Annotated in this window: 15 protein-coding genes and 1 tRNA gene; 15 read left to right on the plus strand and 1 reads right to left on the minus strand. The window is 71.0% G+C overall.

The window, feature by feature from the left end:
• The first annotated feature begins 1 nt into the window (after position 1).
• From ftsW to pyk, 13 genes are all read left to right on the plus strand, one after another.
• Positions 2 to 1396 (plus strand): putative lipid II flippase FtsW, encoded by a 1395-nt coding sequence (ftsW, locus tag GA0111570_RS02195; RefSeq protein WP_217633974.1) that lies wholly within the window; start codon positions 2 to 4, stop codon positions 1394 to 1396.
• Positions 1393 to 2487, plus strand: a complete 1095-nt coding sequence (gene murG, locus GA0111570_RS02200) for an undecaprenyldiphospho-muramoylpentapeptide beta-N-acetylglucosaminyltransferase (RefSeq protein WP_092605854.1) — start codon at positions 1393 to 1395, stop codon at positions 2485 to 2487. Before ftsW ends, murG begins: the two co-directional genes overlap by 4 nt.
• Entirely contained in the window at positions 2484 to 3893 is a 1410-nt protein-coding gene (gene murC / locus GA0111570_RS02205; protein WP_092605856.1) for a UDP-N-acetylmuramate--L-alanine ligase, read from the plus strand. The genes murG and murC overlap by 4 nt, the downstream gene beginning before the upstream one ends.
• Complete coding sequence (locus tag GA0111570_RS02210; protein WP_092605858.1) at positions 3893 to 4654, plus strand: cell division protein FtsQ/DivIB; 762 nt, start codon at positions 3893 to 3895, stop codon at positions 4652 to 4654. The genes murC and GA0111570_RS02210 overlap by 1 nt, the downstream gene beginning before the upstream one ends.
• Before the next feature lie 252 nt (positions 4655 to 4906).
• Complete coding sequence (ftsZ, locus tag GA0111570_RS02215) at positions 4907 to 6133, plus strand: cell division protein FtsZ (RefSeq protein WP_092605860.1); 1227 nt, start codon at positions 4907 to 4909, stop codon at positions 6131 to 6133.
• Positions 6134 to 6152: 19 nt separating this feature from the next.
• Positions 6153 to 6887, plus strand: coding sequence for a purine nucleoside phosphorylase YfiH/LACC1 family protein (locus GA0111570_RS02220; RefSeq protein WP_175557275.1), 735 nt, complete (start codon positions 6153 to 6155; stop codon positions 6885 to 6887).
• Positions 6888 to 7038: 151 nt separating this feature from the next.
• Positions 7039 to 7671 carry a cell division protein SepF gene (locus GA0111570_RS18325; protein ID WP_092605864.1) on the plus strand — a complete coding sequence of 211 codons (633 nt, stop codon included), beginning with the start codon at positions 7039 to 7041 and terminating at the stop codon, positions 7669 to 7671.
• Positions 7672 to 7700: 29 nt separating this feature from the next.
• Positions 7701 to 7997, plus strand: coding sequence for a YggT family protein (locus GA0111570_RS02230; RefSeq protein ID WP_092605866.1), 297 nt, complete (start codon positions 7701 to 7703; stop codon positions 7995 to 7997).
• Between the two features lie 222 nt (positions 7998 to 8219).
• Positions 8220 to 9191 carry a DivIVA domain-containing protein gene (locus tag GA0111570_RS02235; RefSeq protein WP_092605868.1) on the plus strand — a complete coding sequence of 324 codons (972 nt, stop codon included), beginning with the start codon at positions 8220 to 8222 and terminating at the stop codon, positions 9189 to 9191.
• Positions 9192 to 9327: 136 nt separating this feature from the next.
• Positions 9328 to 9780 (plus strand): TraR/DksA family transcriptional regulator, encoded by a 453-nt coding sequence (locus tag GA0111570_RS02240; protein ID WP_092605870.1) that lies wholly within the window; start codon positions 9328 to 9330, stop codon positions 9778 to 9780.
• Positions 9780 to 10343, plus strand: a complete 564-nt coding sequence (gene lspA, locus GA0111570_RS02245; protein WP_092605872.1) for a signal peptidase II — start codon at positions 9780 to 9782, stop codon at positions 10341 to 10343. Before GA0111570_RS02240 ends, lspA begins: the two co-directional genes overlap by 1 nt.
• Positions 10340 to 11263 carry an RluA family pseudouridine synthase gene (locus tag GA0111570_RS02250; protein ID WP_092605874.1) on the plus strand — a complete coding sequence of 308 codons (924 nt, stop codon included), beginning with the start codon at positions 10340 to 10342 and terminating at the stop codon, positions 11261 to 11263. The genes lspA and GA0111570_RS02250 overlap by 4 nt, the downstream gene beginning before the upstream one ends.
• A gap of 108 nt (positions 11264 to 11371) precedes the next feature.
• Positions 11372 to 12781 (plus strand): pyruvate kinase, encoded by a 1410-nt coding sequence (pyk, locus tag GA0111570_RS02255; protein WP_092605876.1) that lies wholly within the window; start codon positions 11372 to 11374, stop codon positions 12779 to 12781.
• Between the two features lie 45 nt (positions 12782 to 12826).
• Here the strand turns inward: pyk and GA0111570_RS02260 are convergent.
• Positions 12827 to 12911 (minus strand) — tRNA-Leu (locus tag GA0111570_RS02260).
• Between the two features lie 475 nt (positions 12912 to 13386).
• Between GA0111570_RS02260 and GA0111570_RS17980 the strand changes: the two genes are divergently transcribed.
• The gene (locus GA0111570_RS17980) at positions 13387 to 14016 is read left to right on the plus strand and encodes an ANTAR domain-containing response regulator (protein WP_245702991.1); all 630 of its coding nucleotides are present in this window, start codon (positions 13387 to 13389) and stop codon (positions 14014 to 14016) included.
• Positions 14017 to 14048: 32 nt separating this feature from the next.
• Positions 14049 to 16784: a DNA polymerase I gene (polA, locus tag GA0111570_RS02270; protein WP_175557276.1), complete on the plus strand. Its 2736-nt coding sequence runs from the start codon at positions 14049 to 14051 to the stop codon at positions 16782 to 16784.
• Positions 16785 to 16845: the final 61 nt, after the last annotated feature.

Here is a 16845-nt window from a genome sequence, read left to right on the forward strand (position 1 = left end):
GATGGCGATCGACACCCGCGACCTGGCGGGGGACACCCGCGACTGGGTCGCCACGACCTCGGCCACCGTGCGGGGCTGGCTGGACCACCCACGGGCCAGCCAGGCCCTGCTGGCGACCTCCGTCGGCCTGTTGCTGTTCGTCGGCTCGATGATGGTGCTGTCAGCCTCCAGCGTGCTGTCGTACGTCAGGTACGACGGCAACTCCTACGCGATCTTCCTGCGCCAGCTCGGCTTCCTCGTGGTCGGCCTGGTCGCCGCTGTGGTGCTGAGCGTGGTGCCTCCCGAACGTTTCCGGCGCGCCTCGGTGGTGCTGTACGGGGTGGCGCTGGTGGGCCTGCTGGCGACGTACACCCCGCTCGGCTACGAGGTCAACGGCAACCGGAACTGGCTGCACGTGGGGCCCCTGAACGGCCAGCCCTCGGAGTTCGCCAAGCTCGCGATCATGTGGTGGGGTGCCCACATCCTGGCCCGCTACGACCGGGAGCTGGACCAGTTGCGCCGGGTGCTCTGGCCCTACCTGGTCGCCAACGGCCTCCTGGTCGGCCTCACCGTGCTGCAGGGGGACCTCGGCTCTGCCGTGATCATGGCCGCCATCATCGCCGTCGTCCTGTGGGTCGCCGGGGTGCCGCTGCGCTTCTTCGCGTTCTTCGGCATCGCCGCGGGCGGCGTGGTCGGGGCCCTGATCGCCACCACCCCGTACCGGATCATGCGCATGCTGGCCTTCCTGCGCCCGCAGGACACCATCACCGACGCCAACTACCAGACGATGATGGGCACGTACGCGCTGGCCTCCGGCGGCTGGTGGGGACTCAACCTGGGGGCCAGCCGGCAGAAGTGGGGTGGCCTGCCCGAGGCCCACACGGACTACATCATGGCGATCCTCGGCGAGGAGCTCGGCCTCTTCGGCACCCTCGCGGTGGTCGCCCTCTTCGCGCTGCTCGGCTGGGCCGGGGTGCGGATCATGCGCCGCTCCGTCCGGCCCTACCAGCGCTACCTCGCCGCCGGGGCCACCGGCTGGATCATCTTCCAGGCCTTCATCAACATCGCCGTCGTGCTCCGGCTGTGGCCCGTGATGGGCGTGCCACTCCCGTTCATCTCGTACGGTGGTTCCTCGGTCGTCGCTACGCTGATGGCGGTGGGACTGCTGATGTCGTGCGCCCGAGCCGAGCCCGGTGCGATCGCCGAGCGGGAGCGCCGGGCACGGGCCCAGGCCCACCAGCAGAGCATCGGGCGGGTCAGCGCCGTGGTGGACGGGCGGGTCGGGGCGGTCGAGCACGTCGGGCAGGCCCCGGAACGCTCCCGGTCCGGCACGGCCGACCGAAGCGGCAACAGGAAGCGACGCGGGGCCAGCGGGGCCACCGCTCGCGGCGAGAAGGGAACGGGAACCAGCAGATGACCAATGTCGTGCTCGCCGGCGGGGGGACCGCCGGCCACACCTCTCCACTGATCGCCACCGCCCACCGGCTGCTGGCGCGCGATCCGCAGACACGGATCGTGGCCGTCGGCACGCCCAAGGGCCTGGAGACGCGGGTGGTCCCGGCGGCCGGCCTGGAACTGCAGCTGATCGATCCCGTCCCGCTGCCCCGTACGCTCAACCTCGACCTGCTCAAGGTCCCGCTGCGCCTGCGCCGGTCGATCAACCAGGCCCGCCGCATCCTCCGAAGCAGTGGCGCCGACGTCCTGGTCGGCTTCGGTGGCTACGTCGCGATGCCCACGTACGTGGCAGCCCGGGAGCTGCGGATCCCGATCGTGGTGCACGAGCAGAACGCCGTGCCGGGCCTGGCCAACAAGGTCGCCACCCGCTTCACCGACCGGATCGCCGTCACCTTCCCCGGCACGCCGCTGCGACACGCGCGCGTCGTCGGCATGCCGCTGCGCCCGGAGGTCACCGGCCTGGACCGCGACGCCGTCGCCCCGGGGGCCCGGGCCGGGTTCGGCCTCGAGGAGGGCCTGCCCACGCTGCTGGTCAGCGGCGGCTCCCAGGGTGCCCGCAGCATCAACAACGCCATCGCCGACGCCTACCCCGAGCTGATCGCCCGCGGGATCCAGGTCCTGCACGTGCTCGGACCGCGCAACTTCCGGGACGACATGGTCCCGGTCGTCGACGAGGCCACCGGCGCCTCCTACCGCCCGATCGCCTACGTCGACGCGATGGAGAAGGCGTACGCCGTCGCCGACCTGATGGTCGGCCGCTCCGGTGCCGGCACGGTGATGGAGACCATCGCCGTCGGCCTGCCGACGGTGCTGGTCCCGCTGCCGCACGGCAACGGCGAGCAGGCCCGCAACGCCGATGCCCTGGTCGCCGCCGGCGGCGCACTGCGACTGGCGGACGCCGAGTGTACCGGCGACCGCCTGGTGGACCTCGTCGCCCCGCTGGTCACCGATCCCGCCCGCCTCGCCCGGATGCGGGAGGCCGGCCGCGGCATGGTCCCCGGGAACGCCGCCGACCTGCTCTGCGACATGATCCTGGAGGCGGCCCGGCGATGACCCTGCTCACCCCCGTCGACCTGCTGGATCCCCGTTCCCTGGGCCCGGTCCACTTCATCGCCATCGGCGGCGCCGGGATGTCCGGGATCGCCGCCGCGTACGCCGACCTCGGCGTACGGGTCAGTGGCTCCGACCAGGCAGACTCGGCCAACCTCGCCATGCTGCGCGGCCACGGCGTCACCACGTACGTCGGGCACGACGCCGGCCAGCTCGGTGATGCCGAGACGGTCGTGGTCTCCTCCGCGGTACGCGAGAGCAACCCCGAGCTGGCCGAGGCCCGCAGTCGCGGGCTGCGCGTCTGGCATCGCAGCGCCGCCCTCGGCGCCCTGATGCTCGGCCGTCCCGGCGTCGCCGTCGGCGGCACCCACGGCAAGACCACCACCTCGGCGATGATCGCCCATGTGCTGACCGCCTGCGGCACCGACGGTGGCTACGTGGTCGGCGCGCCCCTGGCCACCGGGGAGAGCTCGCGGCTCGGGGCCCCCGGCAGCCCGTTCGTCGTCGAGGCCGACGAGTCCGACGGCTCCTTCCTGCAGTACCCGGCCGCGCTCCGCGTGGTCACCAACGTCGAGGCCGACCACCTGGACAACTGGGGCACCCCGGAGGCGTACGCCGAGGGCTTCGCCAGGTTCGCCGCCGGAGCCGACGGCGAGGCCGTCGTCGACATCGACGACGCCGGAGGAGCGGCCCTCGCCGCAGCCCTCGGCTCCCACCCGCTCGTGACGTACGGGACGTCGCCGGACGCCGACGTGCGGATCACCGACGTCAGCCACGATGCCGCCGGCGTCCGCGGCACGATCCTGCTGGCCGGTGTCCCGGTGACGCTGGCCCTCGGCGTGCCGGGGCTGCACAACCTCGCCAACGCGACTGCCGCCCTGGTCGTCGCCGCCCGGCTCGGCATCGACCCGCAGCAGGCCGCGACCGCGCTGGCAGGCTTCCACGGCGCCCACCGCCGCTTCGAGGCGGTCGGCGAGGTCGGCGGCGTACGGGTGGTGGACGACTACGCCCACCACCCGACCGAGATCGACGCCGTGCTCGCCGCCGCCCGCGACTCGGTGGGGGAGGGCCGGGTCATCGCCTGCTTCCAGCCGCACCTGTACTCGCGCACCCGCGACTTCGCCACGGGGTTCGGCGAGGCACTGGCCGCCGCGGACGAGGTGGTGCTGCTGGACATCTACGGCGCCCGCGAGGAACCGATGCCCGGGGTGACCAGCGCGCTGATCGGTGACGTCACGACCGCCCGGCTGGGACCTGGGCGGGTGCACGCCGCGTCCTCCCTCCAGGACGCCGCGGTGGTCCTGGCCGGACTGGCCCGCCCCGGTGACATCGTCCTGACGGTCGGTGCCGGCGACGTGACCACCGTGGGCCCGCTCGTGGTGCGAGCCCTGGCAGGTGTGGGGCGCTGATGGCTGCTCGTCCCCGCAAGGGGCGCGGTGCCGACGACGACCGTGACATCGCCGACCTGACCGGTCCGATCCGGCTGCGGCACGAGCGCGCCGTCCGCCGACAGCGTCGCCGGCTGCTGGTGGTCCTGGTGATCGGGGTCCTGGCGATCGCGGGGACCTGGGTGGTCGCCTTCTCGCCGGTGCTCGCCACCCGCACAGTCAAGGTCAGCGGGACGACGCTGCTGACGCCCGCCCAGGTGACCCAGGCCGCCCGGGTCCCGCTCGACGTGCCGCTGGTCCAGCAGGACACCGGCGCCATCGGTACGGCGGTCCGGGCCCTCGCTCCCGTACGTGACGTGGCGGTGGTCCGCTCCTGGCCCACCACCCTCGACATCCGGGTGACCGAGCGGACCCCCACCGTCGCCTACCCGGTGGAGGGCGGCTTCGTACTGGTGGACGGCGACGGGGTGGCGTACGCCATGGTCCCGAAGCTGCCCAAGGACGTCCTGCAGGCCCGGGGGAGCGGGACGGACCCCGACATCACCGCGGCGGTCGGCCGCACGGTCGGTACGCTTCCCGCGGAGGTGCGCAGCCAGGTCCGCGGCGTGCGTGCCGATTCCGCGGCCGCAGTGACGCTCGAATTGGACGGTTCGCGTACCGTGGTGTGGGGCGGGCCGGAGGACCCCGGCCTCAAGGCCGAGGTACTGATGGTCCTGCTCAAGCAGGTGCCGTCGGCCAAGGTCTACGACGTGTCCGCGCCGGCCTTCCCGACCACTCGCTGAGCGCTCCGGAGGGGTCCAGGCGCGGCCGACGGGTCAGGCCTAGACCTCAGGTTTAGACTCTCGGCGCGTCGCAGGGGGGCTTGTGGACTTTGTTCCCGGGATCCTCCTAGCCTGAACAACAGTCTGGGGCAGCAGCGTGCCCCAGTGTTCGGACAGGTGAGCGGCGTCCGATCCGCCCCCGCAGGCGGTTCGGGCTTCCCGCATCGCGAAACCTGTTGGACGTCCGATTTTCAGAAACGAGGCGGGAACCCCGTGGTGAGTGCATCCCAGAATTACCTGGCCGTGATCAAGGTCGTCGGTGTCGGCGGCGGCGGTGTCAATGCCGTCAACCGCATGATGGAGGCCGGGCTCCAGGGTGTGGAGTTCATCGCGATCAACACCGACGCCCAGGCCCTCCTGATGAGTGACGCGGATGTCAAGCTTGACATCGGTCGCGAGCTCACCCGTGGGCTCGGGGCGGGGGCGGACCCCGACAAGGGGCGCCAGGCCGCCGAGGACCACGCCGACGAGATCGAGGAGGCGCTGAAGGGCTCCGACATGGTCTTCGTCACCGCGGGCGAGGGTGGCGGCACCGGTACCGGTGGGGCGCCCGTCGTGGCCCGTATCTCCCGGGCGCTCGGCGCCCTGACCATCGGTGTCGTGACCAAGCCGTTCAAGTTCGAGGGCAAGCGGCGCAGCCGCCAGGCCGACGACGGGATCGCCACGCTGCGCGAAGAGGTCGACACCCTCATCACCATCCCGAACGACAAGCTGCTCGACATGACCGACCAGCAGGTCGCGATCCTCGACGCGTTCCGCCAGGCCGACACTGTGCTCTACCAGGGCGTCTCCGGCATCACCAACCTGATCACCACCCCGGGCCTGATCAACCTCGACTTCGCCGACGTCAAGTCGGTGATGGCCAACGCCGGCTCCGCGCTGATGGGCATCGGCATGGCACGTGGGGAGGACCGCGCCCGGATCGCCGCGGAGATGGCGGTCTCCTCCCCGTTGCTGGAGGCCAGCGTCGACGGTGCCCACGGCGTGCTGCTGTCGATCGCCGGCGGCTCCGACCTCGGCCTGTTCGAGGTCTCCGCCGCTGCGGACCTGATCGAGGAGGCCGCGGCCGACGACGCCAACATCATCTTCGGCACGATCATCGACGACTCCCTCGGTGACGAGGTGCGGGTGACGGTGATCGCCGCGGGCTTCGACGGCGGTGAGCTGCCCAAGCGCGAGCAGGGCGTCACCCGCCGCACCAACGAGCCGCCGCAGCGCCATGCCGCCCCGCCGACCCCTGCCCCCGCCGCCCCCGAGCGCAACGCGTGGGGCGGGCAGCAGCCCGAGCAGGGCCGGCCCGCCCAGTATTCCCACCAGGCGCCGGTCCAGCAGCCCAGCCCGCAGCAGCAGGCCTCCGAGGTCCGCAACGGCTTCGGCCCCTCGCCGTCCAAGCCGCAGGACGACCTCGCCGACATCGACCTGCCCGACTTCCTGAGCTGAGTCGCCGCACGTGTGGGCCTTGCTGAAGCGACCGGACGTCGATCCCGCCGAGGGGATCGGCGTCGGTTTCACCGATCGTGACGGGGGTGTCACGCCGGCCGAGGGAACGCTGAGCTTCGGCGCGACGGACGGCGGCCCCGACCGCCTCGCCGAGAACGTCCGCCGGATCCGCGAGGATGCCGGCTTCCGGCGGCTCGTGACCCTCCACCAGGTGCACTCCGCGCGGGTGCACCTCGTCGACGACGCGTTCCTCGCCGGCCAGGACCGTGGCGAGCAGCCGGACGGCGACGCCCTGATCGCCGGCCCCGGGATGCCCGGCGTCGCGCTGGCCGTCCGAGCCGCCGACTGCGTACCCGTCATCCTCGCCGACCCTCATCGCCGTGTCATCGGAGCCGCCCACGCGGGCCGCGCCGGCGTGCTGTCCGACGTGGTCGGCGCCACCGTGGCGGCGATGCACGACCTGGGGGCCCGCGACCTGGTGGCCTGGGTCGGTCCGCACATCCACGGCGAGTGCTATGAGGTGCCCGCCGGGATGGCCGAGGCCGCCGCGGCCCTGGTCCCCGCCACCCGGGCCACGACCCGCTGGGGCACGCCCGCGATCGACCTCACCGCCGGTGTCCGGTCCCGGCTCGACGAGCTCGGGATCCCGGTCGCGTACGTGGGGGCGTGCACCCTGACCGACAGCACGCTGCACAGCCACCGCCGCGACGGCGCGGCCGCCGGGCGCCAGCTCGGCCTGGTCTGGTCCGCCTGACTCCCCGGTCCTGACTCCCGGTTGGCGTGTCGGTGGCGGGTTCCCCCTCGACCTGCCGGGTCACGGTATCGTCACTGGTGACTGCAGCCATGCCCGGGCGACCGTGGCGAGCTGCGTCTGCGGCGGACGACCACGGCAGAAGGGATCTCGGATGGCTGACTGGGTCAAGCGCGCCAGCGAGTGGATTGGCCTGGGCCCCCGGGACACCGATCGCTACGACGACTACGAGAGCGACGTGCCGCCTCGTGCGCGCGGCGACGAACGTGTCCTCGGCGACGAGTACGGCGACGAGTCCGAGACGTACGAGGACAGCCAGGCGTACGACCGGGTCTACCTGCGTGACGACGAGGACTTCGACGAGCCGGCCTCGGAGCACACCGAGGTGACCGAGCTCGTCCCCACGCACCGTCCCCGCACCCAGGCCCCGGCACCGGCCGCGGTACCCACGCCCCCGGCCCGGCCGGAACCCGTTCAGGAGCAGTCAGTGGAGCAGCCGCACACGGCGGACATCAACCGGATCATCTTCATCACCCCGAAGACCTTCAACGAGGCCCGGAGCATCGGGGAGAACTTCCGGGACGGCTTCCCGGTGATCATCAACCTCTCGTTCATGGAGCACGACCACGCCCGCCGCGTCGTCGACTTCGCCTCCGGACTGATCTTCGGCCTCAACGGCTCGATCGAGAAGGTGGACAACGGTGTCTTCCTGCTCTCGCCGCACAACGTCAGGGTGACGACCGAGGACAAACAGCGAATTGCCGAGGGCTTCTACAATCAGAGTTGAACGTTCTTCCTACTGATTCGGAGTCCCCGTTGGCCACCATCGGTCTTGTCATCTATTCGGTGCTGTGGCTCTTCATGGCCCTCCTGTTCGTCCGCATGATCCTGTCGTGGGTGGAGGTCCTGTCCCCGCGGTGGAAGCCCAAGGGCCTGGTGCTGATCGTCGCGGAGACGGTCTACACCATCACCGATCCGCCGCTGCGGTGGCTGGGTCGCTTCATCCGGCCGGTCCGGATGGGCAACATCGGCTTCGACGTCTCCTACATCGTCCTGGTGTTCGCGGTCTGGATCCTGATGCGACTCACCGCCTCGTTCCTGATCGTCGCCTGACCGCTCCGAGGGGGTCCTGACAGGCCGGGGAACCTTAAGGTGCAGCCTGAGGGTTGATAACGGTCATGTTGCGACAGGCCCGATCCGTCAATACGGTAGGAGCGAAGAGGCGCACGATACTGTGGAGTAGGCTTGTGGGCCGACCGCAGTAGCCTCGACCATGAGGCGGGCCAAAGATTTCCGTTGGACAGCTGGTCCATTGGACGATTTCGAGGTGAACGTATGACCACACTGACGCTTGACGAAGTGCGCAACACGAAGTTCCACATGGCCCGGCGTGCGGGCTACGAGGTGACCGACGTCGACCTCTTCGTCGACCGGGTGGAGGCGTCCTTCGCGAAGCTGGTGGAGGAGAACGAGATGCTGCGGCGCCAGGTCGAGGCGCTCCAGCAGGCCGCCGACAACGCCGCAGAGGCCCAGCAGGCCACCTCGCAGTTCCAGCCGGTGATGGAGGAGCCCGAGCCGTCGCCGGTCGCAGTGGCCCCGGCGCCGGCACCCGAGCCGGTGCCGGCCCCCGTCGCCCAGCCGGTCCAGGCCGGCATCGAGCGGATCGTGGTGACCACCTCCTCCGAGGCGAGCCCCGCCGTGGTCCGCTTGGTCCAGATGGCCACCGAGCAGGCCGAGCGCCTGGTCGCCGAGGCCGAGACCGAGGCGCACAGCACCATCGAGAGCGCCAACCGCCAGGCCTCCGAGACGATCGAGAACGCCGATCGCCAGGCGTCCGAGACGATCGAGAACGCGAACCGCCAGGCGAGCGAGACGATCGACAACGCGAACCGCCAGGCGACCGAGGCCGTCGACGGTGCGAACCGCCAGGCCCACGAGATCACCACCGATGCGCAGACCCGCGCCGACCGGATCCAGTCCGAGGCGCGCGTCAATGCCGAGCGGCTGGTCAACGAGGCACAGAGCCGTGCGGACAACCTCGACAACGAGGTGAACATGCGCCGCGCCGAGCTGTTCAGCGGGCTTGAGGACGAGCGGGACCAGCTGCAGCGGAACGTCGTCGCGCTCCGCGAGTACGAGAGCACCTTCCGCCGCAACTTCGGCGATCGCATCCGCCAGCAGCTCGCCGCCCTCGAGGAGGCCGTGTTCGAGCCGGAGAACCGTCCGGCCCTCGCACAGGACCTCGAGTCCCGCGGTCAGCAGGGGTCCTCGACCCCCCGCCTGGACGCCCTGATGGGCGGCAAGTGAACCATTCGCGCCGGGTCTGACCGGGCCGCCACGGCCCGGTACTGACCGGACATGCATGGAAGGGTCCCGCTGGTGCGGGACCCTTCGTGTACTCTCGGCGCACGAGATTCGGAACAGAAAGAGACGAGACTCCACTATGCCCACGACTGACGCATCGCGACCGGCCGAAGATTCGGTCTGGCGCGAGGCACTCGATCCCGCTGCGTTCCCGGTAGAGCCTGATGAGGATCCCTGGACGCTGGACGAGTTGCAGGAGGTGATCACCGAGCTGGAGTCCGACATCGCCCGCCAACGCGAGATCATCGAGATGACCCAGGCCGAGCTGGTCGGTATCCGGGACGGCTCGGACGTCACGGGCCGGGATCCCGCCGACGTCGGGTCCGCGAACTTCGAGCGCGACCACGAGATGTCGCTGGTGCGCAACTCGGAGGAGATGCTCGACCAGTCCGAGCGTGCGCTGGCGGCCATCCGCCGCGGCACGTACGGCAGCTGCGAGAACTGCGGCCAGCCGATCGGCAAGGGCCGCCTGCAGATCATCCCCCGCGCCACCCTGTGCCTCACCTGCAAGCAGCGGGAGGAGCGGCGATAGTGCCGCGCTCCGCGCGTACCGGCGTCGTGTCACCGGGTCTGGCCCGAGCCGTGATGGTCGGTGTGGCCGTCGTCGGCATCAGCGCCGACCAGGCGACGAAGCAATGGGCGATCGCTGCCCTCGCCCCCGCTGATCCGGTCCCGCTGCTCGGACGCTTCCTGCAGCTGTACCTGATCCGCAACCCGGGGGCAGCGTTCAGCCTGGGCGAGGGCTTCACCATCGTCTTCACCCTCCTCGCCGCCGTCGTGCTCGCCGGCCTGCTGCTGTTCGCACTGCCGCGGGTGCGGCACTGGGTCTGGGCGCTCGCCTTCGGCCTGGTCACTGCCGGGGTTGCGGGCAACCTGATCGATCGGGTGGGCCGTCCGCCGGCGCCGTTCCACGGCCACGTGGTGGACTTCCTGATGCTGCCGCACTGGCCGGTGTTCAACATCGCCGACTCGATGCTGACCTCGGCTGCCGTGCTCGTCGTCGCACTGAGCTTCCTCGGCTCCCGCGGACCGGGCGGGCGACCGTACCAGAAGGACGACGAGTCAGCCTCGCTCGACGAGGAGGCCAAGGCATGAGGTCACGCATCCTGCTGGTACCCGACGGCCTGGCCGGGGACCGGGTGGACGCCGCCGCCGCGCGGATGCTCGGGCTGTCCCGCTCCTACGTCGGCGACCTGATCGCTGACGGCGGCGTACGCCTCGACGGTGCCCGGGCCGCGAAGTCGGACCGGGTCAAGGGCGGCGCGATGCTCGAGGTCGACCTGCCCGACGAGGACCCCGGGGTCCGGGTCGTACCGCGGATCGTGGAGGGCATGCGGATCGTCCACGACGACCGCGACATCGTCGTGGTGGACAAGCCGGTCGGTGTCACCGCCCACCCCTCGCTGGGCTGGGAGGGGCCGTCCGTGGTCGAGCACCTCGCGGCCGCCGGTTTCCGCATCTCCACCTCCGGTGCCCCCGAGCGGCAGGGCATCGTCCAGCGGCTCGACGTGGGCACCTCCGGCCTGATGGTGGTGGCCAAGAGCGAGGTCGCCTACACGGTGCTCAAGCAGGCCTTCCGGGACCGTACGGTCGACAAGACCTACCATGCGCTGGTCCAGGGCCACCCGGACCCGTTCACGGGGACGATCGAGGCCCCGATCGCCCGCCATCCGGGCCACGACTGGAAGATGGCGGTGGTCGCCGGCGGCCGCGCCAGCGTGACCCACTACGAGATGCTCGAGGCCTTCCGCGGCACCACGCTGCTCACCATCCACCTGGAGACCGGCCGCACCCACCAGATCCGGGTGCACATGGCGGCGATCCACCACCCGTGCGTGGGCGATCCGCTCTACGGCAGCGACCCGGCCCTGGCCGCCCGGCTGGGACTGGAACGGCAGTGGCTGCATGCGGTGCGGCTGGGATTCGTGCATCCGACCTCGGGGGAGTACGTCGAGTTCGAGTCGCCGTACCCCGATGACCTGCAGCGGGCGATCGACATCGTCAGCGCCGACTGAGGCGGTTCGTCCTTGCCCGGGCCTCAGGTGCGGGGCACTTCGCGTGCAAGTTCGGACAACTGGCCCACTCCTGTGCCGTGTTCAGGGCGCCTCGGCTAGGGTCGGCATGTGCGTAGAGCGAAGATCGTTTGTACCCTCGGCCCGGCTTCCACCGACCCGGACCGTCTCCTCGACATGATCAATGCGGGCATGGACGTCGCCCGTTTCAACATGAGCCACGGCTCCTACCCCGAGCACGAGGCCCGGCTGGCCAACCTGCGGGAGGCCGAGGCCCGCGCCGCGCGCCCGATCGGCCTGCTCGCCGACCTGCAGGGCCCCAAGATCCGGCTCGGCACCTTCGGTGGCCCGGTTGTCCTGGAGGACGGCCAGGAGTTCACCGTCACCACCAGGGACGTGGTCGGCGACAGCACCCAGGTCGGGTGCACCCACCCCGGGCTCCCGAAGGACGTCAAGCCCGGTGACCAGATCCTGGTCGACGACGGCAAGATCCTGATGGTGGCCAAGGAGGTGACCGACACCGACGTCCTCTGCACGGTGGTCGTCGGCGGGCCCGTCTCCGACCACAAGGGCTTCAACCTTCCCGGCGCCTCGGTCTCCGTGCCCGCGCTGAGCGAGAAGGACGTCTCGGACCTGCGCTGGGCGCTGCGCGCCGGGTTCGACATGGTCGCACTGTCCTTCGTCCGCACCGCCGGCGACGTCGAGCGCGTCCGCCAGATCATGGCGGAGGAGGGCCGTACGGTCCCGGTGATCGCCAAGCTGGAGAAGCCGCAGGCGATCGAGAACCTCGACGACATCATCGACGCCTTCGACGCGTTCATGGTCGCCCGCGGTGACCTCGGCGTGGAGCTGCCGCTCGAGGAGGTGCCGTTGGTCCAGAAGCAGATCGTCCGCAAGGCACGCCGCTGGGCGAAGCCGGTCATCGTCGCCACCCAGATGCTGGAGTCGATGATCACCAACCCGCGCCCGACCCGCGCCGAGGCCTCCGACGTGGCCAACGCCATCCTCGACGGCGCCGATGCGGTGATGCTGTCCGGGGAGACCTCCGTCGGCAAGTACCCGGTCGAGACCGTCGCCACCATGGCCAAGATCGTCGACTCGACAGAGGTCCACGGCATGGAGCAGATCTCGGCGATCGACTGGGATCCGCACACCACCGGCGGCGTGATCTCCAAGGCCGCCGTCGACGTGGCCGAGCGGGTGGGCGCTGCCTACCTGGTCGCGTTCACCCAGTCCGGCGACACGGCCCGACGGATGTCGCGGCTGCGTCCGCGGATCCCGATCGTGGCGTTCTCCCCGCTGGAGAAGACCCAGCGCGAGCTGACCCTCTCCTGGGGCATCCCGACCATCCTGGTGCCATCGGTGGAGACCACCGACGACATGGTGCGCCAGGTGGACCAGAAGCTGAAGGAGAAGGGTGTCGTGCAGGACGGTGAGCGGGTCGTCATCGTGGCCGGCACACCGGCAGGCCGCCCCGGCCGGACCAACTCGCTCCGGGTCCACAAGATCGGCAGCATCTGACAAGCAACAGACGCGGGGCCCCTTCGGGCCCCGCGTCCGCTAATGTGCCGGGAAGGGGAGTCGAACCCCTACGTCCTGTTACGGACAGACGGGTTTGAGCCGTCCGCGTCTACCATTCCGCCACCCCGGCGCACGATGGATCACTATAGCTGATCTTCCGATTGCCCCCGGCCACCCCTACCGGGGCTTCACGACAGGTGAGAAACCTCATGACGAGTAGTGACACCCCATCCCCCGAGGGTGAGGAGACCACGCCGGCTCCGACCGAACCGGCCGCGAAGAAGCCGGTGACCAAGAAGGTCGCTGCCAAGAAGGCCCCGGCCAAGAAGGCCCCGGTCAAGAAGGTGGCGGCCGGCAAGACGGCGGCCAAGAAGACCACCAAGAAGGCCACGGCCGTGGCCGAGGAGCCAGCAGTCGCACCGGCTGACGTATCCGGCGATGCCACTGTGACCGGCGAGGCCACTGTGACCGTCGAGGCCGCCGAGAGCGTCGAGGCGCCGCTCGCCGCCGCGGAGCCTGCCAGCGAGCCGGAGGCCGCCGAGGCAACCGCTGCCGAGGCTCCGGTCCCCAGCGCTCCGGTCCCCACCGCACCGAGCCCTGAGTCGATCGCACCCGCGGGGGACCAGGACGTGCCCGCCGTACCGGCGCCCACCCTCACCCGGGTGATCGTGGCCGAGGACGAGGCGCTGATCCGCCTGGACCTGGTCGAGCTGCTCCGCGACGAGGGCTACGACGTCGTGGCCGAGGTCGGTGACGGCCAGGCCGCGGTGGAGAAGGCCCGTGAGCTGCATCCCGACCTCGTCGTCATGGACGTCCAGATGCCGCGGATGGACGGGATCTCGGCGGCCAAGATCATCGCCACCGAGCGGATCGCCCCCGTCGTCATGCTCACCGCCTTCAGCCAGCGCGACCTGGTGGAGCGCGCCCGCGAGGCCGGGGCGATGGCGTACGTCGTCAAGCCGTTCGGTGCCTCCGACGTGGTCCCCGCGATCGAGATGGCGATCGCGCGCTTCCACGAGATCCGTGCCGTCGAGGCCGAGGTCGAGGACCTGGAGGAGCGGCTCGCCTCGCGCAAGGCCGTGGACCAGGCCAAGGGCCTGCTGCAGACCGGCATGGGCATGAGCGAGCAGGAGGCCTTCCGGTGGATCCAGAAGACCGCCATGGACCTGCGCAAGCCGATGCGCGAGGTGGCCGAGGGCATCATCGCGCACGCCAGGAAGCCGAAGAACCAGTAGCGCTGTCGGTGGCCACGGGTAGAGTCTCCGCCGTGGCCACGACGACGACTTCCCCTGCGAGCACCTCTGACCCGGTGGGCGGCCACCGACCCCGTCTCCTGCTGATCGACGGTCACTCGGTCGCCTACCGGGCCTTCTTCGCCCTCCCGGTGGACAACTTCTCCACCACCACGGGACAGCCGACCAATGCGGTGTTCGGCTTCACCTCGATGCTGATCAACCTGCTGCGCGACGAGCGGCCGACCCACCTGGCGGTCGCGTTCGACGTCTCCCGGCGCAGCTTCCGCACCGAGGTGTACGAGGACTACAAGGCCACCCGCAGCGAGTCGCCGGCGGAGTTCCGCGGCCAGGTGGACCTGATCAAGGAGGTCCTCGACGCCCTGCGGGTCCCCTACCTGCAGAAGGAGGGGTACGAGGCGGACGACCTGCTCGCCACGCTGGCCGCCCGTGCCGAGCGCGAGGGCATGGACGTGATGGTCTGCACGGGCGACCGCGACTCCTTCCAGCTCGTCACCGACCACGTCCACGTCTTCTACCCGCGCAAGGGCGTCTCGGACCTGCTCAAGCTCGACCCCGCGGGCGTCGAGGAGAAGTACCTCGTCCCGCCGGCCCGCTACCCCGAGCTCGCAGCCCTCGTCGGGGAGACCTCGGACAACCTCCCGGGCATCCCGGGTGTCGGCCCCAAGACGGCCGCCAAGTGGCTCGCCCAGTACGACGGGCTGGAGAACCTGCTGGCCCGGGCCTCCGAGGTCAAGGGGAAGGCCGGCGAGAGCCTGCGGGAGCACCTGGACGACGTGCGCCGCAACCGCGACCTGAACCACCTGCTGCGGGACGTCGAGCTCGACCTCGGACCCCGGGACCTGGCCCGTCGCGAGGTGGACCGGGAGGCGGTGCACCAGCTGTTCGACCAGCTGGAGTTCCGGGTCCTGCGGGACCGGCTCTTCGCCCTGCTGCCCGGGGAGTCCGATGCCCCCGACGGACCCTCGGGGGGCATCGAGGTGATCGCCGACGCGCCGGCGCAGGGCGCCCTGGCGTCCTGGCTCGACCAGCACACCGCCACTGCCCCCACCGGCCTGGACGTCACCGGTCGCTGGAGCGCCGGCACCGGTGACGTCGCCACGATCGCCATCGCCGCCGCCGACGGACACGCCGTCACCGTCGACCCCTCCGACCTCGACCCGGCCGACGAGCAGGCCCTGGCCGCGTGGCTCGCCGACCCGACCCGGGCCAAGGTCGTCCACGACGGCAAGGGTCCCTTGCTGGCCTGCTGGTCGCGTGGCTGGGCCCCCGCCGGGCTCTGGTCCGACACCGCCCTGGCGGCGTACCTGCTGCGCCCGGACCAGCGGTCGTACGACCTGGCTGACCTGGTCACCCGCGCCCTGCACAAGGAACTCGTCGTCGACGAGTCCGGCGAGGCCCCCGCCCAGCTGGCCCTCGACCTGGGCGACGAGACCACGGACCTCGGCCACGAGTCGCGGGTGCGGGCCGAGGCGGTGCGCCAACTGGCGATGGCCCTGGAGGACGAACTCGCCACGCACGAGGCCACCGGCCTGCTGCACGACGTCGAGCTGCCGCTGATGCAGGTGCTGGCCGGGATGGAGCGCACCGGGGTCGCCGTCGACACCGCTGGCCTGGACCGGCTGAACGGTGACTTCGACACCCGGGTGCGGCAGGCGGCGGAGGAGGCGTACGCCGTGCTCGGCCACGAGGTCAACCTCGGCTCGCCCAAGCAGCTGCAGGCGGTGCTGTTCGACGAGCTCGGCATGCCGAAGACCCGCAAGACCCGGACCGGCTGGACCACCGACGCCGACGCCCTGCAGACCCTGTTCGAGAAGACCGAGCACCCGTTCCTGGCCCACCTGCTGGAGCACCGCGACGCGATCAGGCTCCGCCAGACGGTGGAGGGCCTGCTCAAGGCCGTTGCCGACGACGGCCGGATCCACACCACCTTCCTGCAGACCGTGGCCGCCACCGGCCGGCTCTCCAGCACCGACCCGAACCTGCAGAACATCCCGGTGCGCACGGAGGAGGGCCGCCGGATCCGGCAGGCCTTCGTCGTCGGATCGGGGTACGAGAGCCTGATGACGGCCGACTACTCCCAGATCGAGATGCGGATCATGGCCCACCTCTCGGGGGACGACACCCTGATCGAGGCCTTCCGCTCGGGACGCGACTTCCACTCGGTCACCGCCGCCCACGTCTTCGGCGTCCCGGCCGAGGAGGTCACGCCGGCCCAGCGGGCGAAGATCAAGGCGATGAACTACGGACTGGCGTACGGGTTGTCCGCGTACGGACTGTCCAACCAGCTGCGGATCCCGGTGCCCGAGGCCCGCGGCCTGATGGAGGACTACTTCGGCACGTTCGGGGAGGTGCACACCTACCTGAACGGCGTGGTCGACGAGGCGCGGCGCACCGGCTACACGGCGACCCTGCTCGGCCGGCGCCGCTACCTGCCCGACCTCACCAGCACCAACCGGCAGCGCCGCGAGATGGCCGAGCGGATGGCCCTGAACGCGCCGATCCAGGGCTCGGCGGCCGACATGATCAAGCTCGCCATGCTCAAGGTGGACGCGCGGATGCGTGAGCAGGGCCTGGCCTCGCGGATGCTGCTGCAGATCCACGACGAACTGATGTTCGAGGTCGCGCCCGGGGAGCGGGAGGTCCTCGAGGAGCTGGTCCGCTCGGCGATGGGCTCGGCGATGGCGCTGGACGTCCCGCTCGACGTCTCGGTGGGCACCGGGACCTCCTGGCACGACGCGGCACACTGAGCAGGCGCGGGACCTCGCGAGGGCCGTGGCCCCGGTCCCGCCGGGCCGGGGTGGTCCCGGT

The organism is Raineyella antarctica (assembly GCF_900092135.1).
Classification (GTDB): domain Bacteria; phylum Actinomycetota; class Actinomycetes; order Propionibacteriales; family Propionibacteriaceae; genus Raineyella; species Raineyella antarctica.

Bases quoted from the DNA above. Each gene is read 5' to 3' on its own strand.
- ftsW (WP_217633974.1), top strand. From the start codon at position 2: ATGGCGATCGACACCCGCGACCTGGCGGGGGACACCCGCGACTGGGTC.
- murG (WP_092605854.1), top strand. From the start codon at position 1,393: ATGACCAATGTCGTGCTCGCCGGCGGGGGGACCGCCGGCCACACCTCT.
- murC (WP_092605856.1), top strand. From the start codon at position 2,484: ATGACCCTGCTCACCCCCGTCGACCTGCTGGATCCCCGTTCCCTGGGC.
- GA0111570_RS02210 (WP_092605858.1), top strand. From the start codon at position 3,893: ATGGCTGCTCGTCCCCGCAAGGGGCGCGGTGCCGACGACGACCGTGAC.
- GA0111570_RS18325 (WP_092605864.1), top strand. From the start codon at position 7,039: ATGGCTGACTGGGTCAAGCGCGCCAGCGAGTGGATTGGCCTGGGCCCC.
- GA0111570_RS02235 (WP_092605868.1), top strand. From the start codon at position 8,220: ATGACCACACTGACGCTTGACGAAGTGCGCAACACGAAGTTCCACATG.
- GA0111570_RS02240 (WP_092605870.1), top strand. From the start codon at position 9,328: ATGCCCACGACTGACGCATCGCGACCGGCCGAAGATTCGGTCTGGCGC.
- GA0111570_RS02250 (WP_092605874.1), top strand. From the start codon at position 10,340: ATGAGGTCACGCATCCTGCTGGTACCCGACGGCCTGGCCGGGGACCGG.